This window comes from Micromonospora humidisoli (assembly GCF_016900955.1).
Classification (GTDB): domain Bacteria; phylum Actinomycetota; class Actinomycetes; order Mycobacteriales; family Micromonosporaceae; genus Micromonospora; species Micromonospora wenchangensis.
This window is the reverse complement of sequence record NZ_JAFEUO010000002.1, coordinates 295,708-319,097: the sequence shown is the minus strand read 5'-3', so window position 1 is coordinate 319,097 and position 23,390 is coordinate 295,708. Positions and strand designations below refer to the sequence as shown.

Below are 23,390 nucleotides of genomic sequence, written 5' to 3'. Positions count from 1 at the left end.
GCCGATGTAGCGGTATCCGCCCGCTCTGATACCGCTACGCCGGCCCAATGGTTGAGCTATCCGGTGTGCGCGGCGGTGGAGGCCGGCTCATCAGGAGCACGATTTCGGACGGACCGCTCCTGCTGGCAGCCGGGTGTCGTCATTCGTTCTGGCACATTCCCAACGCGCGTTGCGCAGTCCGGTACCCCTCAGATCAGCCCCGAACAGGTTCGCGCCACTCAGGTCCGTACCGCTCAGGAGCGCATAGCGCAGGTTCGCGCCGCTCAGGTTCGCGCCGCTCAGGTCCGCATGGATCAGGTAGGCGCCGCCCAGGTTCGCGAGGCCCAGAAGCGCACCCCTCAGATCCGCATCTTCCAGGTTTGCGCCCTCCAGATTCGCCCGGAGCAGGACCGCGTCCCGCACATTCGCGTGGCCCAGGTCCGCACCCTTCAGGTCCGCCTCACCCAGATTCGCGTTGGCCAGATTCGCGTTGCTCAGATCCGCGCCGAGCAGGTGCGACCCTTTCAGATTGGCGCGGAGCAGGTCGGCACCGCTGAGGTCCGCGCCGCTCAGGTCCGCGCCGGAGAGGTTCAATCGGCGGGGACTCGGGTCCTCGTCACCCGCACCGACGGTGCCGTCACGGGCGCTGTCGCGGCGGCCGAGCACGGTCAGCGCGGCCTGGATGTCAACCGGTGGGTTGGACCGGGTCAGGGAGGCTCGCGGGGAGCGGGAGGGCGTCGGGATGGGCGTGACCCCTACGGGCGCGGGGGCATGGACCCGGATGAACGTGGCGAGAATGTCGACGACGGCGGGTTGGTCCGCAGCCGAGTCACGCATGATGCGTTCCAGTGCGTAGATCGCGCCCAGTCGCACGTCGACCTTCTCCGCGCCGGCCTGGCCGAGTTGTTCGATGGCCTTGGAGAACCGGTCGGTGATCTGCCCCTGCGCGGTGAGCCGCTGCTGTTCCCGGTTGGCTTCGTTGGTGAGATAGAGGCCGATGGCCACGAACAGCACCGACAGGATGCTGCCGACAGCCACCAGCCGCTGCCAGGGGTCAGCTACGACGTCGACCTTGCCGGCCGGGACGATTTCCAGCCGGGTCGTCGCAGGCAGGGAGGGGCGTAGCGCCCTGTTCCTGGTCGGCGGCTGACCCGCAGCCCGCCACGGCCGTCTCGATGCGGGCACACCACTGCGTGGACCTCGCGCAGGCGGTTGATCGGCATCCGTGGACACAGGCACCATTAAACGCGGTGTAGGCCACTCTCCGAACACATGCGATCACCCTGTCACGGCGGTGGCAGCTGAACCGTCAGCTACCGGTCAGGGCTTGCGCAGCCAGGTCGCCGGGTCGGTCACATAGACACCCTTGCCCTGATGGCGGTCGATCACTTCAAGCGCCTCAAGGCGCACAAAAACCATCCTGATCGTCGATGCACTCACCTTGTGCAGTGCACACAGCTCAGCGATCGACGGCAGCTTGTCCCCCGGCTTGAGGCGACCGCTCCGCGTGTCCGACATGATCTCGTTGGCGATCTTGAAGTAATCAGGCAAAGCAGGCATAGCACTCCTCGCGTGGCACCTCCGATTCGATCACAAAACAAGCGCACTGAACAAGCGGAAGACACAAGACAATTGGAGGTTGCCTTAGAAGACTTCCGTGACTAAGTTGGTCGCCGAGCGCTCCTCGCGTGGCAACGAGCAGGGCTCTCCCCCGGCCGGGGTGGGTGCAGTGGAAGGGAAACCGCCCGCCCCGGCCACCTTCCACGGCAGCACGATCCCCCGCTGCCCCCTGCGGAGAGGTGGTCCCATCGTGTGCAGGTTCCTCCGGCTGTTCCGCCGGAACCGGTCGACGGCAACCGACCGACCCCCGACCATCCAGGTCCCGACCAGCCATGTCGCGAGCAGCCGGACCGGCAACCGTCCCGTCAGGCGGTCCGGGCCGTCGGGGCGGCAGAACACTGGGCACCACCACGGGCCGGCGGCACACCAGCATCGACCGGTGGCGTACCGGCCGCTGTGTACGAGTCAGGTGCGGCAGCAACGGTTCCGGCGGTCCCGGCACGGGCTGGACCCGGCCGAGGTGGACGGGTTCCTGCACCGGGTCGCCGACGAGCTGGCCGTGCTGCACGCCGAGCTGGCCCGTACCCGGGAGGAGAACGCACGGATCAAGGGTGCGCTGCGCGACTGGCAGTCCCGGTTCGCACCCCGGGTGGTGCGGGCGTGACCGCCGCGACCGGACGCGAGCGGTTCGTCGTACACCTGACCGTCGCTGCCGACGACCTGCCGGCGGCGCGGCTGCTGGCCGGCGCGATCGGCCGGTCGCTGGCGTTCCTGCCGGAGCTGGTGCTGGGCGAGACGACCGTCTCCGAGGAGGGCGGGTCGGAACCGCAGCACCAGGTCTTCTGCGACCGACGGCTCGGTGGGCGTCGCCGCTGCGTCCGGCGGGTCGACCACCAGGGCGGCTGCACCTCGTGACGCGCCCGCCGGGCGACCGGGGCGGTGCCGGCGCGAGGTGCCGGAGAGGGCTACGGCGCGGGGCCGGTCACCCCGGGTGGGGTGACCGGCCCCGGGCCGATCGTGAGCGTGGGTCAGGCCACCGTGACGGAGACCTCGTTGACGCCCCGGCTGGCGGTCACGGCGGTGTCGCCGTTGCCGTGCCGGGACAGCGCCCGCAAGGTCCAGCTGCCCGGCGCGGCGAAGAACCGGAACTGGCCGGTCGGGGAGGTGACGACCTCGGCGGTGAACTCACCCGTCGAGTCGAGCAGCCGGACGTACGCGCCCGGCACGGGCTCGCCCGACCCGGCCAGCACCTGGCCGGTGATGACGGTTTCCTTCTCCAGGTCCAGGCTGGCCGGCAGGGGCGCGGACTGGTCCGGCGCGGCGCAGCCGGCGGCGGTGGGAGCAGTCATGGCTCAGGCCTCCCCGGGCTCGTCGCCGAGGGCCACCGGCACACCGACCAGCGAGCCGTACTCGGTCCAGGAACCGTCGTAGTTCTTGACGTTGGAGTGGCCGAGCAACTCCTGGAGGACGAACCAGGTGTGCGAGGAGCGCTCGCCGATCCGGCAGTACGCGATGGTCTCCTTGCCGTCGTCCAGCCCGGCGTCGGCGTAGATCTTGCGCAGCTCGTCGTCGGACTTGAAGGTGCCGTCCTCGTTGGCCGCCTTGGACCACGGCACGCTGATCGCGGTGGGGATGTGACCGGCCCGCTGCGCCTGCTCCTGCGGCAGGTGGGCGGGGGCCAGCAGCCGACCGGCGAACTCGTCGGGGCTGCGCACGTCGACCAGGTTCTTGGTGCCGATCGCGGCGACGACCTCGTCGCGGAAGGCCCGGATCGAGGTGTCCGGCTCCTGCGCGACGTACTGCGTCTTCGGCCGCTCCACCGCGTCGGTGACCAGCGGGCGGGCGTCCAGCTCCCACTTCTTGCGACCGCCGTCGAGCAGCTTGACGTCGCGGTGGCCGTAGAGCTTGAAGTACCAGTACGCGTACGCGGCGAACCAGTTGTTGTTGCCGCCGTAGAGGACCACGACGTCGTCGTTGCCGATGCCCCGCTCGGACAGCAGCGCCTCGAACTGCGCCTTGTTGACGAAGTCCCGGCGGATCGGGTCCTGCAGGTCGGTCTTCCAGTCGAGCTTGATCGCGCCGGCGATGTGGCCGGTGTCGTAGGCCGAGGTGTCCTCGTCGACCTCGACGAAGACGACGCCCGGGGCGTCGAGGTTCTTCTCGGCCCACTCGGCCGAGACGAGTGCGGTGTCGCGACTCATCAGATCACTCCCTGGTGAGGATGGGTGGTGAGCCAGCGCGGGTGGTGGAGATCGGTGATGTCGCACCATGCGCGGGACCCATAGAGGAACGGATCACGGGTTCGTGCGACGGCGCCGCTGCCGGGCGTTTCGGAGGGTTGGCACCGAAGGTCGGAAGGACCCTGGGTGCGGTGGCCGCTGGGCGGCCGGAGACAGCCCCGCCGTCAGATGACGGAGCGACACAGGCAGGTGGCCACGCGGCACAGGTCGACCGCGCGCCGTTTGGTGAGGTGCGTCCCCATGAGCTCGGAGCCTACCAGCCGTATCGGAGAGTGGCAGCTCACGACCAACATGCGGGACGTCTGCCCACCTGGCGGGCAACGCCCGGCGGGTCCGCGTTCACGGCTGAGCGGTGACTCAGCTCGGCGAGTTGATCGGGACGTCCTTCGCGTCGGCGGTCACCGTGAGCCCCTCCGGGCGCGGCTCGACCTTGCGCACGTTGAGCTGGAACGGCAGCGACGGCAGCGGCACGTCCACCGAGATGCCCCGGGCGTAGTTGTTCAGCAGGGTCCGGGCCAGCGGCACCGCCGGCAGCCCCTGGGCGTTCAGGTCGCTGAACTTCAGCGACACCTTGCCGTCGTCGGCCACGGTGACGTCGGCGGTGCCGGTGACGGTGAGCTTCTGGCCGAGGATGTCGACAGGCGCGGTGACGGCCAGCTTGCCGTTCTGCTCACCGAGCTTGAGGCCCGGCCGGTCCAGCAGCTTGGCCAGGCTGTCGTAGGTGACCGTGCCGGTGCCGGCCACCGTCTCGGCCACCACCTCGCCCTGCCCCGAACGGATCGTGTCCAGCGGGGCGCGCACGTTACGGGCGTCCACGTCGAGCCGGGGCAGGCTGACCGCGTTGCCCTCCACCGAGCCCTGCACGTCGGTCAGCACGATGGAGATCCGCTCGTACCGGCCGTCGACGACCTGGGTGAGGAACGGAAAACCACCCACGTCGACCTGGGGCGGCGCGGAACTGGCGTCCTGGTCGGTGATCGCCTGCTGCACCTGGTCGGCGATGGCGCGTTCGGCCAGCCCGGCCGCCACCCGGTCGGCCACCACCAGCAATCCGCCCAGGATCAGCACCAGGATCACCAGTACGACGAGCCACCTGCGCCCGCGCCGCCGGGGCCGCTCCTCGTACGTCTGCGCCACGCCCGTCTCCGTCCTTCGTCGCCGTCGCGGGTACGCGACGTGCCTGTCATCGATGCCGCCGCCCGCGGCGCACCGCTACTACCCGAGCGCCGCCGCGCCCAATCGCGCCGCGCGCCCCACCGCCGTCAGCGGCCCCGGCCGGCGTCGGAGGATCAGAGAAAGAGCACACACATGGCGTACGCCGCCGGAGCGGCAAGCGCGAACCCGCCCAGCGGACCCTGCATGTGCCGGGCGATCCACATCGTGGGCGGCTCGCCGGCCATCAGCCGGCCCGCCTCGGCGTAGCCGACGGCGAGGTCGGCCAGCACGGCGGTGGCCGCACTGACCAGCCCGATCACCGCGGCGCTGGTCGGGGTGAAGCCGACCAGGTAGCTGCCGAGCAGGGCGCTGGTGAGGGTGCCCACCATCGCGCCGACGACCACCCCGGCGGCCCCCCGGGGCACCTGCGGCGCGAGCCGGGGCCAGGCGAGCACGGCATCGGTGAGCCGGGCCACGGTGAGGGCGACGCCGGTGGCGGCCAGGCAGACGGTGATCGCCTGGGTGCCGGCGGGAATCCGGCTGAGCGTGATCAGGGTGGCGAACGCCACCACGCCGACCACGATGAGCAGGGTGGTGCCGAGCGAGTCGGTCACCCGCACCCGGTCCACCCGGCGGACGAGCTGGCCGAGCACCCCGACCAGGAACCCGCCCAGCGCCACGTACCCGAGCGGGGCCAGCCCGGCGACGTCGGTTTGCACGGCGGCGATGTCGGCCCCGGCGGCGACCACGCCGCTGGTCAGCGCGACCAGCAGCAGCGCGGGCGGGCGCATGGCCATCGTCCAGGCCAGCACGAAGAGCAGTTGCACGCCGAACACGATGATCGCGAACGGCAGCCGGTGCCCGGGGCCGGCGGTCTGCGCGCCGAGCACCAGGCCGACGCCGAGCAGCGCGGCGAAACCGGCGACGGTCAGCGAGAGCTGCCGGCGTACCTCGACCGGCTCGACCGGTTCCTCGTCCGGCTCGACCTCGTCGTCCTCGCTGCGACGCGGTGCGCCGCCCTTGCGGAACCGGCGCGGGCCGCGTTCGCGTCGGCTTCCGGGGTCGTCGTCCGGGGCGGGGCGGGGCCCGGGTGCGGGCCCGTCCGCCGGGCCGTCGGGGGCGTCGTCGGCCCACGGGTCACGGCCGGTCTCGGGCGAGGTGGAGGGAAACACGCCCCGATCGTGCCAGACCGACGGGGTTCGGCGGGGATCACGGGGTGCCGGACGGGGATCACGGTTTCGGCGACGTTAAAACCTGACCGGTGATCACGGGCAGATCCGACAAACAGGAAAGGACGCCGGGGTGACAGCGGAGCAATCGGTTACGCTCAGGCTGTTACCCGCCCGTCAGCGACGCCGGGACCCACGCAAGTTCTCAGCGCCCTGCCCACCCGCGGGGCAGCTGGTCGCGTGCGGCCGAAGGGCCGCCGGGACGGAGGTGATCGTGTGGAGCTCCTGCTGCTGGTGACCGCGCGCGCAGGTGAGCCCTCGGCGGTGCTGCCGGCACTCGACCTGTTGCCGCATTCGGTCCGTACCGCACCGCGTGACGTCCGCACCCTGGTTTCCGGGCCAAGCCCGGACGCGGTGCTGGTCGACGCCCGGTCGGAGTTGAGCGAGGCTCGTGCCACCTGTCGCATGCTGCACGCCACCGGGCTGGGCGTGCCGCTGGTCGCGGTGGTGACCGAGGCCGGCCTGATCGCCCTGAACGCCGATTGGGGCGTCGACGACGTGATCCTGGCCGGGGCGGGTCCGGCCGAGGTGGAGGCCCGGCTGCGGCTCGCCGTGGGCCGGCTGAGCAACGCCACCTCCGGCGCCGGCGGCTCGATCCGGGCCGGCGAGCTGAACATCGACCCGGACACCTACGCGGCGAAGCTGAAGGGCCGGCCGCTCGACCTCACCTACAAGGAGTTCGAGCTGCTCAAGTTCCTCGCCCAGCACCCGGGCCGGGTGTTCACCCGGGACCAGCTCCTGCGCGAGGTCTGGGGCTACGACTACTTCGGCGGCACCCGGACGGTGGACGTGCACGTCAGGCGACTGCGGGCCAAGCTCGGCTCGGAGTACGAGTCGATGATCGGCACCGTCCGCCAGGTGGGCTACAAGTTCGTGGTCCCGCCGTCGTCCCGGTCGCTGCCCGAGTCCGAGCCCGCCCCGTTGCCGGTCTGATTCCGGGCGGTACCACCGCACCCCGATAGGACTATTTCCGATACGCCCCTTTTGCCCTTGTTGTCGGCTCTATTCTTGGTGCCGGAATCAGCAAGGGTGAGAGGGGCTACGGTGCGTGCACTGACCACGGGGGCGACACGAGGACCGTCCCGCGATCCGGACCGACGGTGGCGCTGATGCGTACCCGGTCGACCGGCGGCACCATCGGCGTCGTCACGTTGGTGCTGGCCGCCCTGCTCGGGTCCGCGTACGCGCTCGGCCGCAGCATGACCCCCGACCCGCCCCGCCAGCCCCTCGGCACGACGCAGATCGCGGGGGCCCAGTACGGCGAGCAACCCGCCGACCCGGCCGCGCCGCCCGCCACCACGGACGGCACCAGCCCCGACGGGACCACCCCGGCCGGCAGCCCCACCGCCGGGGCCGACCCGGACGCGGCGCAACCCGCCAGCGGCGGAGACGGCCCGTTCGGCAGCCACGCCAGCACCGGCACCGGCGAGGTCGCGCTGACCTTCGACGACGGCCCCGACCCGACGTACACGCCGCAGGTGCTGGAGGTGCTGCGCACGTACGGGGTCAAGGCGACGTTCTGCGTGGTCGGCGAGAACGCCCAGGACCACCCGGACCTGATCCGGGCGATCGTGGCCGACGGGCACACCCTGTGCAACCACTCCTGGCAGCATGACGTGCTGCTCGGCAAGCGATCCCCCGCTCTGATCCGGGCCGACCTGCTGCGGACCAACGCGGCCATCCACGCCGCCGTGCCGGACGCCCCGGTCAGCTACTTCCGGCAGCCCGGCGGGGCCTGGACTTACCCCGTGGTGTCGGTCGCCGAAGGGTTGGGGATGACCCCGCTGCACTGGACCGTCGACCCCAACGACTGGCAGGTCCCCGGGGCCGCGAAGATCATCGCGGCGGTCTCCCGGGACACCGGGCCGGGCGCGATCGTGCTCATGCACGACGCCGGTGGCGACCGGCAGGGCACGGTGGACGCGCTGCGTCGGCTGCTGCCCGACCTGACCGGCCGGTTCCATCTGGAGGCGCTACCGACCAGCGGGGCCAACTGAGCCGGCGACGCCGACTACGGTGGCGGGATGAGCAGCGTCGAACCGAACGCCGACCGGGTGGTCCGCACCGACCGCCTCACCCCGGCCGAGGCGACCGAGGTGCTGGCCCTGGCCCGGCTCGGCGGCGACGCCGACGGGGCCGATCCGTTCGACGAGCACACCCTGCTGCGGCTGCGTGACCCGCAGGCGGCGGCCGGGCACCTGACCGCCCGCGCCACCGACGGCACCCTGACCGGCTACGCCCACCTGGACACCACCGAGCCGGAATCCGGAATCGGGGTGGAACTGGTGGTGCACCCGGCCTTCCGGCGACGGGGCACCGGGCGGGCGCTGGTCCGGGGCGTCCTCGCGGCGGCGTCCGGCCCGCTGCGGGCCTGGGCGCACGGTGACCACCCGTCCGCCGCGGCGCTCGCCGTCGACCTCGGTTTCACCCGGGCCCGGGTGCTCTGGCAGTTGCGCCGGCCGCTGACCGCTGCGGTGCCACCGCCCCGCCTGCCGGACGGGGTGACGCTGCGGTCCTTCCGCCCCGGTGCGGACGACGACGCCTGGCTCGCGCTCAACGCCCGCGCCTTCGCCACGCACCCCGAGCAGGGCCGGTGGACCATCGACGACCTGCGGGCCCGGCAGGCCGAGCCGTGGTTCGACCCGGACGGTTTCCTGCTCGCCGTCGACGCCGCCGGGCGGCTGCTCGGCTTCCACTGGACCAAGGTGCACGAGCGGCCGGGCTCGGCCCGTACCGGTGAGGTCTACGTGGTGGGGGTGGACCCGGACGCCCACGGCGGCGGCCTGGGCCGCGCACTCACCACGGCCGGCCTGGCCTACCTGCGGGACCGGCGCGGGCTGGACCGGGTGATGCTCTACGTCGACGAGTCGAACACCGCCGCCGTCGCGCTCTACGAACGGCTCGGGTTCGCCCGCTGGTGCGGGCACGTCAACTACCACCTGGGCTGACGCCGCCCCGTCCCCTCCACCCCGTCCGGTGACCTGCCGAGGCACGACCGGTGCGGTCTCCGTGCGGTAACGGCGGGGCCACGCGCGGATAACGGCTGCCCGGATATATCGCATCAATGCGGATACCGGGACGGCAGTTCACCTAACGGACAACCCTGCCTCAGGCAGCGGTCACCTTCCCGGCCGGGGCTGTTCATGCTCCGTTCACTTCCGACCGGCGAACCGTCTACCTGGCACTTCTAGCTTTCGTGTCAGCCGGTCAGCGCCGGCACTCGGGCCCCATCCGGGCGACCTGACCAAAGACGTGAAGGGAAACCCCTCAGGTGAAGCTCCAGCGGCACGGCGCCATTGCCTGCCTCGCTCTTACCGCGGTCCTCGGCCTCAGCGCCTGCGGCTCGGACAACAACGAGCCGGCCAGCGCCTCCGCCTCCGGCTCGGCCAGCGCGGCCGACTGTGGCAAGGGCACCCTGAACGCGCAGGGCTCCTCCGCGCAGAAGAACGCCATGGCTGAGTGGATCAAGGCGTACCAGCAGAAGTGCAGCGGCACCACGATCAACTACGAGTCGACCGGTTCGGGCGCGGGCATCCAGGCGTTCATCGCCGGCACCGCCGACTTCGCCGGTTCCGACTCCGCCCTCAAGCCGGAGGAGCAGCCGCAGGCCGACGCCAAGTGCACCGGCGGCGCGGCGCTCAACCTGCCGATGGTGATCGGCCCGGTCGCGGTCGTCTACAACGTCGGTGGCCTGGACAACCTCCAGCTCAAGCCGACCACCCTGGCGCAGATCTTCGCCGGCAAGGTCACCAAGTGGGACGACCCGGCGATCAAGGCCGACAACCCGAACGCCACGCTCCCGGCCTCGCCGATCCAGACGGTGCACCGCTCCGACGAGTCGGGCACCACCGACAACTTCACCAAGTACCTGTCGAAGACCGCGCCGGCCGAGTGGACCTTCGGCAACAACAAGGCGTGGAAGGCCCCCGGTGGCCTCGGCGCCCCCAAGTCCGACGGGGTCGCCTCCAAGGTCAAGAGCACCGAGGGCACGATCAGCTACGTCGAGTGGTCGTACGCCGAGAACTCCGGCCTGAAGAAGGCCAAGGTGCAGAACGGGGCCGGCGAGTACACCGAGCTGACCGCCGAGTCGGCCGGCAAGACCATCGCCGGGGCCAAGATCGAGGGCCAGGGCGACGACCTCAAGATGTCGATCGACTACGCCACCAAGGAGGCCGGGGCGTACCCGATCGTCCTGGTGACCTACGAGATCGTGTGCAGCAAGGGCATCGCCGCCGACAAGCTGCCGCTGGTCAAGGGCCTGCTGGGGCACGCCGCCAGCACCGAGGGCCAGGCCGAACTGGTGGAGCTGGGCTACGCCCCGCTGCCCGACTCGGTCCGGACCAAGGTCGAGGCCGCGGTCAAGAACCTGGCCTGACCATCCCGAGCGACATCACCTCAAGTCGAAGCGAGCGAGCAGATGGGTGAAACCCCTCACCGCTCGGCACACGCCGGCACCGGCGGACACCCCGTGACCCTGGGTCACGAGCGGTCCGCCGGTGCCTCGGCGCGTGTGGCCGAGGCACCAGTCAGCCCCCGTACCCCCGATGACGACCGTGGCCTCGGCGGAGGCGGCGGGCTGCCCCGGGCCCGCGCGTTCGGCGCGGAACGGGCGTTCCGTGGCGTGACCCTGGCCGCCGGCGTCGCCGTGCTGGTCATCATCGCGGCCATCGCGGTCTTCCTGATCGCCAAGGCCGTGCCGGCGCTACGGGCCAACAGTGCGAACTTCTGGACCTTCGAGGGGTGGTTCCCCAACGACGATCCACCCACCTTCGGCATCGGCGCGCTCGCCTTCGGCACCGTGCTCACCGCCCTGCTGGCGCTGCTGGTCGCGGTGCCGGTGGCGCTGGGCATCGCCCTCTACCTGTCGCACTACGCGCCCCGGCGGCTCGGCACCGCGCTGGGCTTCGTGATCGACCTGCTGGCCGCCGTGCCGAGCGTGGTGTTCGGCCTGTGGGGGCGGGACTACCTGGTCGGGCCGGTCGCCGACCTGTCGGCCTGGCTGAACCGGTACTTCGGCTGGATCCCGATCTTCGGCGACGGCCCGTACGGCAACTCGATCCTGCTCGGCTCGCTGGTCCTGGCGATCATGGTGCTGCCGATCATCACCTCGCTCTCCCGCGAGGTGTTCCTCCAGACCCCGACCGCCAACGAGGAGGCCGCCCTCGCGCTGGGCGCCACCCGCTGGGAGATGCTGCGCACGGCGGTGCTGCCGTACGGCCGGCCGGGCATCATCGCCGCCGTCATGCTCGGCCTGGGTCGGGCGCTCGGCGAGACCATCGCGCTCGCGCTCACCCTCGGTTCGACGTACGCCATCTCGTTCAACATCCTCGCCAACGGCGGCAACAGCATCGCCGCGAACATCGCCAACCGGTTCGCGGAGGCCAACGAGACCGGCCGGGGTGCGCTCATCGCCTCCGGCCTGGTGCTCTTCGCCATCACGCTGGTCGTCAACATCACCGCGCGGGCGATCATCTACCGCCGCCGCGAGTTCACGGAGTCGGCCGCATGACCACCACCCTCACCCCCCGCCGTTCCCGCCCACCGGCCCAGCCGGACAGCCTGCGGGCCCGCCGTCTGCCCGGGTACGCCGCCCCCGCCCTGGCGGTGCTGGCCCTGCTGGTCGCCGCCGGCCTCGTCTACGGTGTCGACCTCGGCGGCCCGGTCCTGGTCGTGGTGCTCGGCGCGGTGCTCTACCTGACCGGTCTCTTCGTCGCGGCGAACGCGGTCGAGGGCCGGCGCTCGGCCCGCAACCGGTTCTGGAGCGCGCTGATCCACTCCGCCCTGGTGCTGGCCGTGCTGCCGCTCGCCTCGGTGGTGTGGACGCTGGTCAGCAAGGGCACCGCCCGGCTCGACGGTGACTTCTTCGGCAGCTCGATGAACAACATCGGGGCCCGGGACGCCAACGGCGGCGCGTACCACGCCATCGTCGGCACCCTGGAGCAGGTCGGCATCGCCACCGCGATCACCGTCCCGCTCGGCGTGCTCTGCGCGATCTACATCGTCGAGTACGGCCGGGGCCGGTTCGCCTTCACCATCCGGTTCTTCGTCGACGTGATGACGGGCATCCCGTCCATCGTCACCGGCCTGTTCGTGCTGGCCTTCTGGGTGCTGATCGTGTCCCCGTGGTTCAACGACGGGCAGCCCGGCTTCTCCGGGTTCGCCGCCGCGCTCGCGTTGAGCGTGCTGATGCTGCCCACGGTGGTCCGTTCCACCGAGGAGATGCTGCGGCTGGTCCCCGCGCCGCTGCGGGAGGGCGCGTACGCCCTCGGCGTGCCGAAGTGGAAGACCATCCTGCGGGTGGTCCTGCCGACCGCACTGCCCGGCATCGTCACCGGCATCATGCTCTCCATCGCACGGGCCGCCGGTGAGACCGCCCCGGTGCTGCTCGTCGCCGGTGGTGGTGCGGCGATCAACTTCAACCCGTTCGAGAACAACCAGTCGTCGCTGGCCCTCTTCGTGTACCAGCAGGCCGGCGAGGCGTCGAAGTACTCCCCGGCACGGGCCTGGACCGCGGCGTTGACCCTGGTCGTCCTCGTGCTCGTCCTGACCGTCGCCGCGAAGCTGCTGGCCCGCCGCAACCGGCTCGGCCGATGAACCCCGGAGGTACCACCATGGCCAAGCGCATCGACGCCACCGACGTGACCGCCTACTACGGCGGTTTCAAGGCGATCGAGAACATCAACCTGACGGTCGAGCCGAAGACGGTCACCGCCCTGATCGGCCCGTCCGGCTGCGGCAAGTCGACCTTCCTGCGGTCGATCAACCGGATGCACGAGGTGCTGCCGGGTGCCCGGGTCGAGGGCAGCCTGACCATCGACGGCCAGGACGTCTACCACCGCGACGTCGACGTGACCGCCGTCCGCCGCATGATCGGCATGGTGTTCCAGCGGCCGAACCCGTTCCCCACCATGAGCATCTTCGAGAACGTGGTGGCCGGGCTGCGGCTCAACGGGGTCCGCCGGAAGTCCATCCTGGACGAGGCCGCCGAGAAGGCGCTCCGCGCGGCGAACCTGTGGGACGAGGTCAAGGACCGGCTCGGCAAGCCCGGCGCGGGCCTGTCCGGCGGTCAGCAGCAGCGGCTCTGCATCGCGCGCACCATCGCGGTCGAGCCGCAGGTGGTGCTGATGGACGAGCCCTGCTCGGCGCTGGACCCGATCTCGACGCTGGCCATCGAGGACCTGATGTTCCAGCTCAAGGACAAGTTCACCATCATCATCGTCACCCACAACATGCAGCAGGCGGCCCGGGTCTCCGACCGCACCGCCTTCTTCTCGATCGAGAAGACCGGCGACCCCGGCCGGCTCATCGAGTACGACAACACCCAGAAGATCTTCAGCAACCCCGGCCAGAAGAAGACCGAGGACTACATCACCGGCCGCTTCGGCTGACTGCCGCCCGCCGGTCCGGTCTTTACGGGCCGGTCCAGCCGGTCCGGTCCGCACGTTCGCTGCGCCGGGGCGTCCCTGCGGGGGCGACCGCCGACGCGGCGGAATGATGCGGTCCAGGAACACTCCAGCGGGCCCTTTCGACCTGATGACGTCAACGACTCGCCTGTCCGGCGACCTCACCGGTCCCATAGCCCTGAGAAGCCCCCGCCCGACGGCACGGCGAACCGCCGCCCGCACCGGCGGGTGCCGGTGAGTCGCCAACGTCATCAGCTCGAAAGGATCCGAGGTGAACCCCCTCGGTGGGGCGCGGCGGGGCCGCCCACGGCGGACCCCGGGTGCGGTAAGGCGAGCGCGGTAAGGCCAGGCACGGCGGACCCGGACGCGGGAAGGCCGAGCGCGGTAAGGCCAGGCACGACGGACCCGGACGCGGTAAGGCCAGGCACGGTAAGGCCAGGCACGGCGGACCCCGACGCGGTAAGGCCAGGCACCGCGGACCCGGACGCGGGAAGGCCAGGCGCGGCGGACCCGGGCGCGGGAGGGCCGGGCGCAGCCGGAGCGGGCGCGGTGAGGACGCGCGGCAGGGGCGGGCACGGCAGGGGCGGCGGCCGCTCGGCCCCCTGCCCGACGCGGGACATAGCCGGTCAGGCGATGAAGTGCGGGGTGCCGTCCTCGGCGACGTGAAGGCGGGGGGTCACCGGGGTGGCCGCGTCCCGGGCCGCCGAGGCACGCGCCACCGCAGCCAGGCCACCGCCAGCAGCCACGCCGCCGGCACCATCACCGCCGGCACCATCACCGCCGCCAGCGGCGACGCCGCCGGCCGACACACCGTCACCAGCCGCAGCGGCGGCCACCTCGGCCAGGGTGACCAGGGTGGGCGGGAGCATGGCCAGCTCACCGTCCCGCGCGCGGGCCAGGGCGTCGGCCGGGCGGATCCACATGGTGTGGTCGGCCTCGCCCGAGACGTCCCGGGTCCGCTGCCCCGCGGGCAGCAGAGCGACGAAAAAGTACGTGTCGAAGCGGCGCGGCTCGAACTCCGGGGTGATCCACCGGCTCCACGGCAGCAGCAGGTCGGACCGCAGGGTGAGCTTCCGCTCGGCGAGCAGCCCGGCGAAGCCCCGACGGCGTGCCTCCAGATCCTGCCGTGCGGCCTCCCAGTCGTCACCGCTGACGTCACCCACCACGGTGTCCGGGTCGGGGCCGGCAAGCAGCACCCCGGCCTCCTCGAAGACCTCCCGCGCGGCGGCGCACACCACCGCCCGGGCGGCGTCCGGCGTGACGCCCAGGCGGCCCGCCCAGGTTGCCGGGTCGGGCCCGGCCCAGTCCAGGTGCGCCTCGGAGTCCGACGGGTCGACCCCGCCGCCGGGGAAGGCGTACACCCCGCCGAAGGCCATCGCGGCGACCCGGCGGATGACGTACACCTCGAAGTCGGTGCCGGCCGGGCGGAGTAGCAGCACGGTGGCCGCGACCCGGGGTGTCGCCGGGGTGCCGCCCTCGGCGTGGAACCGGCGGGCGTGCTCGACCAGGGCCGGCGGGGCGGGGAAACCGGTGCCGTCGATCGTCATGCGCCGAGCCTAGCCCCGCCGCCCGGACCGCCCCCGGGTCGACGACCCCGGCCCCGGGCGGCAGGCGGCGGACCCCGGACCCCGGGGCGGGAGGACGGCCTCGGGCCACCGGCAGGCGACCAGCGGCGGGTTAGCGTAGCGGCATGACACGTTGGGGGATTCTGTCCACCGGCCACATCGCCGGCCGGTTCGCCGAGGATCTCCGGCTGGTGCCGGGGGCCGAGCTGGTCGCGGTCGGGTCACGGACCGTTGGCAGCGCCGAGGAGTTCGCCGGCCGTTACGGGGCCGACCGGGCCCACGGCTCGTGGGCGGAGCTGGCGGCCGACGACGGGCTGGACGCGATCTACGTGGCCACCCCGCACGCCGCCCACCACGAGGCGGCCCGGATCTGCCTGGAGGCCGGGCGGGCGGTGCTGCTGGAGAAGCCGTTCACCCTTGACCTGGCCACCAGCACCGAGCTGGTCGAGCTGGCGCGGGCCCGGGGCGTCTTCCTGATGGAGGCCATGTGGATGCGCTGCAACCCGCTGATCCTGCGCCTGGTCGAGCTGGTCCGGGCCGGGGCGATCGGCGAGGTGACGAGCGTGCGGGCCGACTTCGGGGTGGCCGGGCCGTTCCCGCCGGAGCACCGGATGCGCAACCCGGCGCTGGGCGGTGGCGCCCTGCTGGACCTGGGCGTCTACCCGGTGAGCCTGGCCCACCTGCTGCTCGGCGTGCCGCAGCACGTGCAGGCGTGGGCGAAGCTCAGCCCGGAGGGGGTGGACGAGAACACCGGCATCGTCTTCGGGTACGACTCGGGCGCGGTCGCCACGCTGGGCTGCGGCATGGTGGGGGCGACCCCGCTGACCGCCGCGATCACCGGGACCACCGGTCGGATCGAGCTGCCCGAACCGTTCTTCCGGCCGGGTTCGGCGGTGCTGCACCGGGCCGGTGCCGAGCCGGAGACGCTCACCGACGACCCGACCGGCGGCGGTTACCAGTACGAGGCCGCCGAGGTGCAGCGGTGCCTGGCGGCCGGGCTGACCGAGAGCCCGCTGGTGCCGCACGCGGTCACCCTGGAGGTGATGGGCCTGCTGGACGACATCCGGGGCCGGATCGGCGTCGACTACGCCTGAGCACGTCGTCGCCGAGGGGCGCCCCGGGACCGGGGTGCCCCTCGGCGACGACGGTCAGAACAGCGGGCGGACCAGCAGGTAGGTGAGGCAGGCGATCAGCGCGGCGGCCGGGAACGTGATGATCCAGGCGAGCACGATGTTGCCGGCCACGTTCCAGCGGACTGCGGAGAGCCGCTTGGTCGCGCCCACCCCCATGATCGCCGAGGTGATCGTGTGGGTGGTGGAGATCGGGGCCTTGAGCACCAGCGCGTTGAAGTAGAGCACCGCGCTGGCCACCGTCTCGGCCGCGAAACCCTCCGGCGGGCCCAGGTCAATGATCTTGCGGCCGAGGGTCCGGATGATCCGCCACCCACCGGCGTACGTGCCGAGCGCCAGCATGGTCGCCGAGGTCCAGAAGACCCAGCCCGGGATGTGCGTCTTGTCGTCCTGGAAACCGCCGGTGTAGAGGGCCAGCACCACGATGCCCATGGTCTTGGCCGCGTCCTGCATGCCGTGGCCCACCGACATGGCCGCCGCCGAGGCGGTCTGCGCCCAGCGGAAGCCCCGGTTGAGTTTGGCCGGCTGCCCCTTGCGGAACGTCCACAGGATGGCCAGCATCAGCAGGTAACCGAGGGTGAGCCCGATGATCGGGGAAAGCACCATCGGCAGGATGACCTTCTCGCCGATGGTGACCCACTGCACCACGCCGCCGGTGGAGAGCAGGGTCGCCCCGACCAGCCCGCCGAACAGCGCGTGCGAGGACGACGACGGCAGGCCGAAGTACCAGGTGATCAGGTTCCAGGCGATGGCGCCGAGCACCCCGGCGAAGACCACCCCGAGACTGCCCACCCCGGTCGGGAGGGTGACCAGGCCGTCGCCCACGGTCTTGGCGACCCCCGCGCCGAAGTGCGCGCCGACGAAGTTGCCGACCGCCGCCAGGAGCAGGGCGATCCGGGGGGTCAGCGCCCGGGTGGAGACGCTGGTGGCGATCGCGTTGGCAGCGTCGTGGAAGCCGTTGGTGTAGTCGAACGCCAGGGCCACCGCGATCACCGCCAGCACGGCGATGAGTTCGGGACTCACAGGATCAGGACTCCTTGACCGCGATGGTCTCGACTGTGTTCGCCACGTGCTCGAAGGCGTCGCAGGCGGCCTCCAGCTCGTCGGCGACCTCCTTCATCTTCAGCACGGTCAGCGCGTCGTACTCGCCGGAGAAGAGCCGGACCAGCAGCATCCGGTACGCCTGGTCGCCGTCGTTCTCCAGCCGGTTGCACTCGATCCAGTAGTCCTCGAGATCCTTCATCGACTTCAGCCGGGGCATCGCCTCGGCGGTCAGCTTGGCCTGGAGGTCGAGCACGTTGACCAGCTCGTGCAGCTCACGCGGCAGCGACGGGAGCTTGGTGAGCCCGTAGAGGTAGAGCAGGTTGCCGACCGCCTCCAGGTGGTCCATCACGTCGTCGAGCAGCGAGCCCAGCCGGTAGATGTCCTCCCGGTCGAACGGGGTGATGAAGGTGGAGTTGATCTTCTTGTAGAGATCGTGGGTGATCTGGTCGCTGTCGTGCTCGACCTCGGTCAACCGCTCGCTGACCGACTGCACGTCGACGCCGGGCAGGGCCAGCTCGTTGAGCAGCTCCGTGCCCTTCACCAGGTTCTGCGCTGCCCTGGTGAAGAGCTCGTAGAAGGCGCCCTCGGTGGGACGGAAGGAAAACTTCACAGCACGGACCTCGTCGTGTCGGTGGAAGGGTGGCCGCCGCCCCAGGGGGCGTCCGCTGATGCATGCTAGGTACCCCGCCGGAGCGGGTCTCCGCCGGCCTACCCCTGGTCAGACCCGATTCACCGCTCGTTCATCTGCTGTTCACCTCGGCCGTCACCACCGCCACTCGCCAACCGCTGGCGCTCCCGTTCCACGTCGAAACCGGCAGCCGGATACCCCAGATCAAGACCCTCGAACGTCTCCCGCAGCAGGTGCGCCACCGCCCAGTCCCGGTACCACTTGCGGTCCGCCGGCACCACGAACCAGGGCGCGGCGTCCGTGTCGCACCGCCCCAGCGCCTCCGCGTACGCGGCCTGGTAGTCGTCCCAGCGGGCCCGGGAGTCGAGGTCGCTCGGCTGGTACTTCCAGTACTTCGTCGGATCGGTCAACCGCTCCGACAACCGCTGCGCCTGCTCGTCCGGCGAGATGTGCAGCAGCACCTTGACCACCGTCACCCCGCCGTCGGTCAGCTCCCGCTCGAACGCGTTGATCTGGTCGTAGCGGGCCCGCCAGGTGTGCTCCGGCACCAGGGCGTCGACCCGGGCCACCAGCACGTCCTCGTAGTGCGAGCGGTTGAACACCCCGACGTACCCGGGCGGGGGCAGCGCCCGGCGGACCCGCCACAGGAAGTCGTGCCGCAACTCCTGCCGGGTCGGCGGCCCGAACGAACGGATGTGCAGGCCGAGCGGGTTCATCGCGCCGGCCACCCGCTTCACCGTGCCGTCCTTGCCCCCGCAGTCCATCGCCTGGAGCACCAGCAGCAGCCGACCCGGCCGGCCCCGGCCCAGCCGCGCCCCGTCCCGGGCGGGAGCCGACACCGACGGGCCCGGTTCGCCGGCGGCCCGCGCGGTGGCGAAGAGCATCTCCTGCTGCCGGGCCAGCCCGGCACCGACCAGCTCCACCTGCCGGCGGGCCCACGGCTTACGGGCACCGCCCCGGCCCGCCACGGCGGGCAGGCCCGGGGTGGCCCGGGGATCGACCGCCCCCAGGTCGACCGGGCCGCCACCGCCGGGCACCCGCAACAACTGCCGCATCGTCGCCCCCTCGGGTACGACGACCTCCGTCTGCTCGTCTGCGCGCATCCCCCGATCCTCGCCCACCGCCGCACCGGCCGCCTCCCGGGCATCGGTGGGGGAACCCGCGTCGGTCAGGCCACGCCCAGGTCAGACCACCAGGGCCAGCCACTTCCGGTACGCCGAGGCGAACGGCTCGGTGCCGTCACCGAGGGCGGTGAGCAGCTTCGCCGCCGCCGCCTGCGCCTGCGCCACCACGTCGTCCGGATAGCCGAACCGGGCCCGGTGCTCGGCGAACTCGTCCTCGTCGCGCAGCTCCACCAGGCCGGTGCTCCGGCGGCGCACCACGTCCAGGTCGAGGTCGACCAGGTGGACGGTGTCGTCGCCCTCCCAGCGGGCCGGGGTGGCGATGTCGCAGTAGACCTCGCTGGTCCTCGGCGGCGGGTTGAACATGCCCGTCCACCAGGCGTGGTGCGGCACCAGCAGGACGAAGGGGATCTGCTCCACCGAGGGCCGGCCGTGGTAGACCGACGCGGTGCCCTCGGTCACCCCCAGCCACACCCCGAGGTCGTCCTCGGCCAGCCGGCGGGCCGGGTAGTCGCGGTGGGCGCTGCCGTCGTACTTGCGGTAGATCACGCGGACCACGTCGCTCGGCATGAATCGCACCCTAGCCGATTCCGGCCCCTCCCCGCCGCAGTGAGTTGACCGGTCCGAGGTCACGACAATCCGGACGGTGACCGCGCCACGCGGGGAGGCGGGGGCGCGTCCACTGTCGGCGGCGGCGGGTACCGTCGCACGGTGACTCCGCCCCGTACCGCCGCCGGCCCCAGCACCCCCGCGGCCCGCTCCGGCCGACGGCGCGGTGGCCGGCCGAGCGGCACCGAGCTGCTGGCGGCGGCGGTCGGCGCGGTGCCCGGCGGCGCGACCCGGCCGGGCCAGCAGCAGATGACCGAGGCGATCGAACGCAGCGTCGCCGCCCGCGAGCACCTGCTGGTGCAGGCGGGCACCGGGACCGGCAAGTCGCTGGGCTACCTCGCCCCGGCGCTGACCGTGGACGGGCCGGTGGTGGTCTCCACCGCCACCCTGGCGTTGCAGTCCCAACTGGTCGAGCACGACCTGCCCCGGCTCGCCGATGCGGTCGAGCCGCTGCTCGGCCGCCGCCCAACCTTCGCCGTGCTCAAGGGGCGGCACCACTACCTCTGCCTGGCCCGGCTGGACAACTCCACCGAGGACGAGCCGGAGGACACCCTCTTCGACGCCCCCGCCGAGCGGCCCGCCGGCGGGACGAAGTGGCTCGGCGAGGCCGGCCGGATGGGCAAGCAGATCCAGCGGCTGCGCGACTGGGCCGAGAAGACCGACACCGGCGACCGGGACGAGCTGGACCCGGGCGTCGACGACCAGGCGTGGCGGCTGGTCTCGATGCCGGCCCGCGAGTGCGTGGGGGCGTCGCGCTGCCCGTTCGGGCAGGAGTGTTTCGCCGAGGCGTCGCGGGCCCGCGCCCGGGAGGCCGACGTGGTGGTCACCAACCACAGCCTGCTCGCGGTGGACATGCTGGCCGGCCGGCACATCGTGCCGCCGCACAAGCTGCTGATCGTCGACGAGGCGCACGAGCTGGCCGACCGGGTCTCCTCGGCCGCCCAGGCCGAGCTGGTGCCGGAGCAGATCGACAGGTCCGCCCGCCGCGCCCGCCCGCTGCTGCGGCCGGACGTCGCCGACCGGCTCACCGAGGCCGGCGACGCGCTCGCCGTCGGGCTGGCCGAGGCCCCGGCCGGGCGGCTCACCGGCGGCCTGCCCGGCCCGCTGCGCGAGGCGTGCACGCTGCTGGACGCGGCCACCCGGGCCGCCCTGGACGCGATCGGCGACATCAAGGCCGACGATCCGGACCCGGTCCGCAAGCAGCAGGCCAAGGCGGTGCTCGACGAGTTGTCGAGCACCGCGCAGCGGCTGCTGGAGGAGGCCGACCACGACGTCGCCTGGGTGGAGAAGCCCGACAACGGCAGCCGCCGGGCGCTGGTGGTCGCACCGCTGTCCGTCGCCGGCACCCTCGCCACCCACCTGTACGACGAGCGCACCGTGGTCGCCACCTCGGCGACCCTGGCGCTGGGCGGCCGGTTCGACACGGTGGCCCGGGCGCTCGGCCTGGAGGCCCCGCCGCCCGCCCCGCCGTCCCCGGCCGCCGCCGCGCTGGCCACCGCCACCGCCGGCCGTTCGACAGGGGTCGTCGGCGGCCCCGGGCCGGATGCCGGCGGGGTGGCGAGTGCCCCGGGCAGCCGGGCCGCCACCGGCGTGGTGCCGGCCACGTCGGGGCCGGGCTGGTCGTCGCTCGACGTCGGCTCACCGTTCGACTACGCCCGGCAGGGCATCCTGTACGTCGCCGCGCACCTGCCCCGGCCCAGCGTCTCCGGGCTGCCCGAGGCGGCCGGTGAGGAGTTGCTGCGGCTGGTCGGCGCGCTCGGTGGTCGTACTCTCGGATTGTTCTCCTCCCGGCGGGCCGCGCAGCAGGCGGCGGAGCTGCTGCGGGCGCGCACCGACCTGCCCGTGCTGCTCCAGGGCGAGGAGGCGCTGCCGCTGCTGGTGCGCCGGTTCCGCGACGACCGGTCGAGCTGCCTGTTCGGGGTGATGTCGCTCTGGCAGGGGGTGGACGTGCCGGGCGACTCGTGCCAGCTCGTGGTGATCGACAGGCTGCCGTTCCCGCGCCCCGACGAGCCGCTGGCGGCGGCCCGCGCGGCGGCGGTGGACGCGGGCGGCGGGTCCGGCTTCTCGGCGGTCAGCGTGCCGATCGCGGCGGTCCGGCTGGCGCAGGGGGTGGGCCGGTTGATCCGGGCCACCGGCGACCGGGGGGTGGTCGCGGTCCTCGACTCGCGGCTGGAGACGGCGCGCGGCTACGGGCCGTTCCTGCGCCGTTCGCTGCCCCCGTTCTGGTACACCACCCGGCCGGAGGTGGCCCGGGGCGCACTGGAACGCCTGGCCAAGGCCTGACCCCCGCACGGCAACCGCCCGCTCCCCCGGCGGGGAACGGGCGGCGGGCCGGTCCGGGTCAGGGGGCCTGGGAGGCGACCACCACGGCGTCGGGCGGGGTGTCCGGCACGCTGCGGGCGGCGAGTCGGCGGACGGCGGTGTTGAGCACCGCGATCAGCGGCACCGCGACCAGCGCGCCGGTGATGCCGGCGAGTACCACCCCGGCGGCGATCCCGATGATCACCGCGAGCGGGTGGATGGCCACCGCCCGACCCATGATCAACGGCTGGAGCAGGTGACCCTCGACCTGCTGCACGCCGATCACCACGCCCAGGATGATCAGGGCGGTCACCGGGCCGCTGTCGACCAGCGCCACCAGCACCGCCACCACCCCGGAGAGGAACGCGCCGACGATCGGGATGAACGCCCCGAGGAAGACCAGCGCGGCCAGCGGGAACGCGAACGGGACGTCGAAGACGACCAGGAAGATGCCGATGCCCACCGCGTCGATGAACGCCACCAGCACGGTGGCCCGCACGTACGCGCCGAGCGTCGCCCAGGAGGCCCGACCGGCGTCGTCGACCTTCCACCGGGCGGCGACCGGCAGCAGGCGGACCAGGAACCGCCAGATCCGGCTGCCGTCACGCAGGAAGAAGAAGGTGGCGAAGAGCACCAGCACCGTGCCGGTCAACACCTCGGCCAGCGTGGTGGCGGTGGCCAGCGCCCCGCTGGTGAACCTCTCGGTGTTGCCGTTGATCCAGCCCTGTGCCTCTTCGATGTAGCGGTTGAGCTGGCTGTCCGACAGGTGCAGCGGGCCGGTCTTGAGCCAGTCCTGGATCTGCCGCACGCCCTGCGACGACTTCTCGCTCAGCTCCGGCACACCCTGGATGAACTCGTTGACCACCAGGGTCAGCGTGCCGAACACCGCGACCAGGCCGCCGACCAGCACCACGGCGGTGGCCAGCGAGCGGGGGAACCGGGCCCGCAGCAGCCAGCCCACCGCCGGGGCGAGCAGCGCGGAGAGCAGCAGCGCCACCGCCAGCGGGATGATCACGATGCTGATCGTCCCGACGATCCTCAGCAGCGCCCAGGTGACCACACCGATCACGATCAACCGCCACGACCAGGCGGCGGCGATCCGCAGCGCGTGCGGCACGTCGGCGTCGTCCCGGCTGGAGGTGGAGTTGTGCATGGCCGCCGGCGGCTCGACCCCGACCACCGTCGCCGACGGGGCGGCCGGCGGACCGGGGAACGCGGGGGTGGCCACTCCGGCCCCCTCGGGCGCGTCGACCGGATCGGCGCGCCCCGCGCGGACCGACTCCCGTCCGGACTCGTAGGCACGGCGGAGTCGGCCGCGTACCCGCTCGAAGCGGCTCAAGCGCACCTCCTGAGAAACGACACCGGGACGCCCGTGGCGACGGCCCGGACAGGGTACGTCCGTACGCCCGCCACCGTAGGGCAGTTC

The 23,390-nt window shown here is 72.4% G+C and carries 24 protein-coding genes; 11 read left to right on the top strand and 13 right to left on the bottom strand.

Going from position 1 to position 23,390, the window contains the following annotated elements; translation table 11 throughout:
- Window positions 1–90: 90 nt before the first annotated feature.
- Window positions 91–1,017: a pentapeptide repeat-containing protein gene (locus JQN84_RS06825; RefSeq protein ID WP_204957575.1), complete on the bottom strand. Its 927-nt coding sequence runs from the start codon at window positions 1,015–1,017 to the stop codon at window positions 91–93.
- A gap of 282 nt (window positions 1,018–1,299) precedes the next feature.
- Window positions 1,300–1,539, bottom strand: coding sequence for a winged helix-turn-helix domain-containing protein (locus JQN84_RS06820; RefSeq protein WP_204957574.1), 240 nt, complete (start codon window positions 1,537–1,539; stop codon window positions 1,300–1,302).
- Window positions 1,540–1,978: 439 nt separating this feature from the next.
- Between JQN84_RS06820 and JQN84_RS31250 the strand changes: the two genes are divergently transcribed.
- Entirely contained in the window at window positions 1,979–2,203 is a 225-nt protein-coding gene (locus tag JQN84_RS31250; RefSeq protein WP_372445940.1) for a DivIVA domain-containing protein, read from the top strand.
- Entirely contained in the window at window positions 2,200–2,454 is a 255-nt protein-coding gene (locus tag JQN84_RS06810; RefSeq protein WP_204957573.1) for a hypothetical protein, read from the top strand. Before JQN84_RS31250 ends, JQN84_RS06810 begins: the two co-directional genes overlap by 4 nt.
- A gap of 113 nt (window positions 2,455–2,567) precedes the next feature.
- Here the strand turns inward: JQN84_RS06810 and JQN84_RS06805 are convergent, their stop codons facing one another.
- From JQN84_RS06805 to JQN84_RS06790, 5 genes are all read right to left on the bottom strand, one after another.
- Window positions 2,568–2,888: a DUF1416 domain-containing protein gene (locus JQN84_RS06805; RefSeq protein ID WP_204957572.1), complete on the bottom strand. Its 321-nt coding sequence runs from the start codon at window positions 2,886–2,888 to the stop codon at window positions 2,568–2,570.
- 3 nt (window positions 2,889–2,891) lie between these two features.
- Complete coding sequence (locus JQN84_RS06800) at window positions 2,892–3,740, bottom strand: sulfurtransferase (RefSeq protein ID WP_204957571.1); 849 nt, start codon at window positions 3,738–3,740, stop codon at window positions 2,892–2,894.
- 203 nt (window positions 3,741–3,943) lie between these two features.
- Entirely contained in the window at window positions 3,944–4,021 is a 78-nt protein-coding gene (locus tag JQN84_RS32520; RefSeq protein ID WP_323135737.1) for an Ms5788A family Cys-rich leader peptide, read from the bottom strand.
- A 115-nt stretch (window positions 4,022–4,136) separates the two neighbouring features.
- Window positions 4,137–4,916 (bottom strand): LmeA family phospholipid-binding protein, encoded by a 780-nt coding sequence (locus JQN84_RS06795; RefSeq protein ID WP_204957570.1) that lies wholly within the window; start codon window positions 4,914–4,916, stop codon window positions 4,137–4,139.
- A gap of 152 nt (window positions 4,917–5,068) precedes the next feature.
- The gene (locus JQN84_RS06790) at window positions 5,069–6,106 is read right to left on the bottom strand and encodes a hypothetical protein (protein ID WP_204957569.1); all 1,038 of its coding nucleotides are present in this window, start codon (window positions 6,104–6,106) and stop codon (window positions 5,069–5,071) included.
- 273 nt (window positions 6,107–6,379) lie between these two features.
- Here JQN84_RS06790 and JQN84_RS06785 point away from each other — a divergent pair, with 273 nt between their 5' ends.
- The 7 genes from JQN84_RS06785 to pstB all read left to right on the top strand — a co-directional run bounded on the left by JQN84_RS06785 (window position 6,380) and on the right by pstB (window position 13,551).
- On the top strand, window positions 6,380–7,096 hold the full coding sequence (locus JQN84_RS06785) for a winged helix-turn-helix transcriptional regulator (protein WP_088643167.1): 717 nt from the start codon (window positions 6,380–6,382) through the stop codon (window positions 7,094–7,096).
- 176 nt (window positions 7,097–7,272) lie between these two features.
- Window positions 7,273–8,160, top strand: coding sequence for a polysaccharide deacetylase family protein (locus JQN84_RS06780; RefSeq protein WP_204957568.1), 888 nt, complete (start codon window positions 7,273–7,275; stop codon window positions 8,158–8,160).
- Window positions 8,161–8,187: 27 nt separating this feature from the next.
- Window positions 8,188–9,111: a mycothiol synthase gene (mshD, locus tag JQN84_RS06775; protein WP_204957567.1), complete on the top strand. Its 924-nt coding sequence runs from the start codon at window positions 8,188–8,190 to the stop codon at window positions 9,109–9,111.
- Between the two features lie 323 nt (window positions 9,112–9,434).
- A complete protein-coding gene (gene pstS, locus JQN84_RS06770) occupies window positions 9,435–10,538 on the top strand; it encodes a phosphate ABC transporter substrate-binding protein PstS (protein ID WP_204957566.1) in 1,104 nt (367 codons plus the stop codon).
- A 42-nt stretch (window positions 10,539–10,580) separates the two neighbouring features.
- Complete coding sequence (gene pstC / locus JQN84_RS06765) at window positions 10,581–11,672, top strand: phosphate ABC transporter permease subunit PstC (RefSeq protein ID WP_088643170.1); 1,092 nt, start codon at window positions 10,581–10,583, stop codon at window positions 11,670–11,672.
- Window positions 11,669–12,757, top strand: coding sequence for a phosphate ABC transporter permease PstA (gene pstA, locus JQN84_RS06760; RefSeq protein ID WP_204957565.1), 1,089 nt, complete (start codon window positions 11,669–11,671; stop codon window positions 12,755–12,757). Before pstC ends, pstA begins: the two co-directional genes overlap by 4 nt.
- 17 nt (window positions 12,758–12,774) lie before the next feature.
- Complete coding sequence (pstB, locus tag JQN84_RS06755; protein ID WP_145921987.1) at window positions 12,775–13,551, top strand: phosphate ABC transporter ATP-binding protein PstB; 777 nt, start codon at window positions 12,775–12,777, stop codon at window positions 13,549–13,551.
- A gap of 641 nt (window positions 13,552–14,192) precedes the next feature.
- On the opposite strand, the gene JQN84_RS06750 is transcribed toward pstB, so the two are convergent.
- A complete protein-coding gene (locus JQN84_RS06750; protein WP_204957564.1) occupies window positions 14,193–15,113 on the bottom strand; it encodes an NUDIX hydrolase in 921 nt (306 codons plus the stop codon).
- 143 nt (window positions 15,114–15,256) lie between these two features.
- Here JQN84_RS06750 and JQN84_RS06745 point away from each other — a divergent pair, with 143 nt between their 5' ends.
- A complete protein-coding gene (locus JQN84_RS06745) occupies window positions 15,257–16,225 on the top strand; it encodes a Gfo/Idh/MocA family protein (RefSeq protein WP_204957563.1) in 969 nt (322 codons plus the stop codon).
- Window positions 16,226–16,279: 54 nt separating this feature from the next.
- Here JQN84_RS06745 and JQN84_RS06740 read toward each other — a convergent pair whose 3' ends face one another.
- The 4 genes from JQN84_RS06740 to JQN84_RS06725 all read right to left on the bottom strand — a co-directional run bounded on the left by JQN84_RS06740 (window position 16,280) and on the right by JQN84_RS06725 (window position 19,624).
- Window positions 16,280–17,284, bottom strand: a complete 1,005-nt coding sequence (locus tag JQN84_RS06740) for an inorganic phosphate transporter (protein WP_204957562.1) — start codon at window positions 17,282–17,284, stop codon at window positions 16,280–16,282.
- A 4-nt stretch (window positions 17,285–17,288) separates the two neighbouring features.
- A complete protein-coding gene (locus JQN84_RS06735) occupies window positions 17,289–17,915 on the bottom strand; it encodes a DUF47 domain-containing protein (RefSeq protein ID WP_067311399.1) in 627 nt (208 codons plus the stop codon).
- Window positions 17,916–18,034: 119 nt separating this feature from the next.
- Complete coding sequence (locus JQN84_RS06730; protein WP_239484959.1) at window positions 18,035–19,036, bottom strand: PPK2 family polyphosphate kinase; 1,002 nt, start codon at window positions 19,034–19,036, stop codon at window positions 18,035–18,037.
- A gap of 81 nt (window positions 19,037–19,117) precedes the next feature.
- Window positions 19,118–19,624, bottom strand: coding sequence for a DUF402 domain-containing protein (locus JQN84_RS06725; protein WP_204957561.1), 507 nt, complete (start codon window positions 19,622–19,624; stop codon window positions 19,118–19,120).
- A 141-nt stretch (window positions 19,625–19,765) separates the two neighbouring features.
- On the opposite strand from JQN84_RS06725, the gene JQN84_RS06720 reads away from it, so the two are divergent.
- Complete coding sequence (locus JQN84_RS06720; RefSeq protein WP_204957560.1) at window positions 19,766–21,946, top strand: ATP-dependent DNA helicase; 2,181 nt, start codon at window positions 19,766–19,768, stop codon at window positions 21,944–21,946.
- 58 nt (window positions 21,947–22,004) lie between these two features.
- Here JQN84_RS06720 and JQN84_RS06715 read toward each other — a convergent pair whose 3' ends face one another.
- On the bottom strand, window positions 22,005–23,309 hold the full coding sequence (locus tag JQN84_RS06715; protein ID WP_372445936.1) for an AI-2E family transporter: 1,305 nt from the start codon (window positions 23,307–23,309) through the stop codon (window positions 22,005–22,007).
- Between the last annotated feature and the right edge of the window lie 81 nt (window positions 23,310–23,390).

Bases quoted from the DNA above. Each gene is read 5' to 3' on its own strand.
- JQN84_RS32520 (WP_323135737.1), bottom strand. From the start codon at position 4,021: ATGGGGACGCACCTCACCAAACGGCGCGCGGTCGACCTGTGCCGCGTG.
- JQN84_RS06820 (WP_204957574.1), bottom strand. From the start codon at position 1,539: ATGCCTGCTTTGCCTGATTACTTCAAGATCGCCAACGAGATCATGTCG.
- JQN84_RS06745 (WP_204957563.1), top strand. From the start codon at position 15,257: ATGACACGTTGGGGGATTCTGTCCACCGGCCACATCGCCGGCCGGTTC.
- pstB (WP_145921987.1), top strand. From the start codon at position 12,775: ATGGCCAAGCGCATCGACGCCACCGACGTGACCGCCTACTACGGCGGT.
- JQN84_RS06725 (WP_204957561.1), bottom strand. From the start codon at position 19,624: ATGCCGAGCGACGTGGTCCGCGTGATCTACCGCAAGTACGACGGCAGC.
- JQN84_RS06805 (WP_204957572.1), bottom strand. From the start codon at position 2,888: ATGACTGCTCCCACCGCCGCCGGCTGCGCCGCGCCGGACCAGTCCGCG.
- JQN84_RS06750 (WP_204957564.1), bottom strand. From the start codon at position 15,113: ATGACGATCGACGGCACCGGTTTCCCCGCCCCGCCGGCCCTGGTCGAG.
- pstC (WP_088643170.1), top strand. From the start codon at position 10,581: ATGGGTGAAACCCCTCACCGCTCGGCACACGCCGGCACCGGCGGACAC.
- JQN84_RS06800 (WP_204957571.1), bottom strand. From the start codon at position 3,740: ATGAGTCGCGACACCGCACTCGTCTCGGCCGAGTGGGCCGAGAAGAAC.
- JQN84_RS06780 (WP_204957568.1), top strand. From the start codon at position 7,273: ATGCGTACCCGGTCGACCGGCGGCACCATCGGCGTCGTCACGTTGGTG.
- JQN84_RS06730 (WP_239484959.1), bottom strand. From the start codon at position 19,036: ATGCGCGCAGACGAGCAGACGGAGGTCGTCGTACCCGAGGGGGCGACG.
- pstA (WP_204957565.1), top strand. From the start codon at position 11,669: ATGACCACCACCCTCACCCCCCGCCGTTCCCGCCCACCGGCCCAGCCG.
- mshD (WP_204957567.1), top strand. From the start codon at position 8,188: ATGAGCAGCGTCGAACCGAACGCCGACCGGGTGGTCCGCACCGACCGC.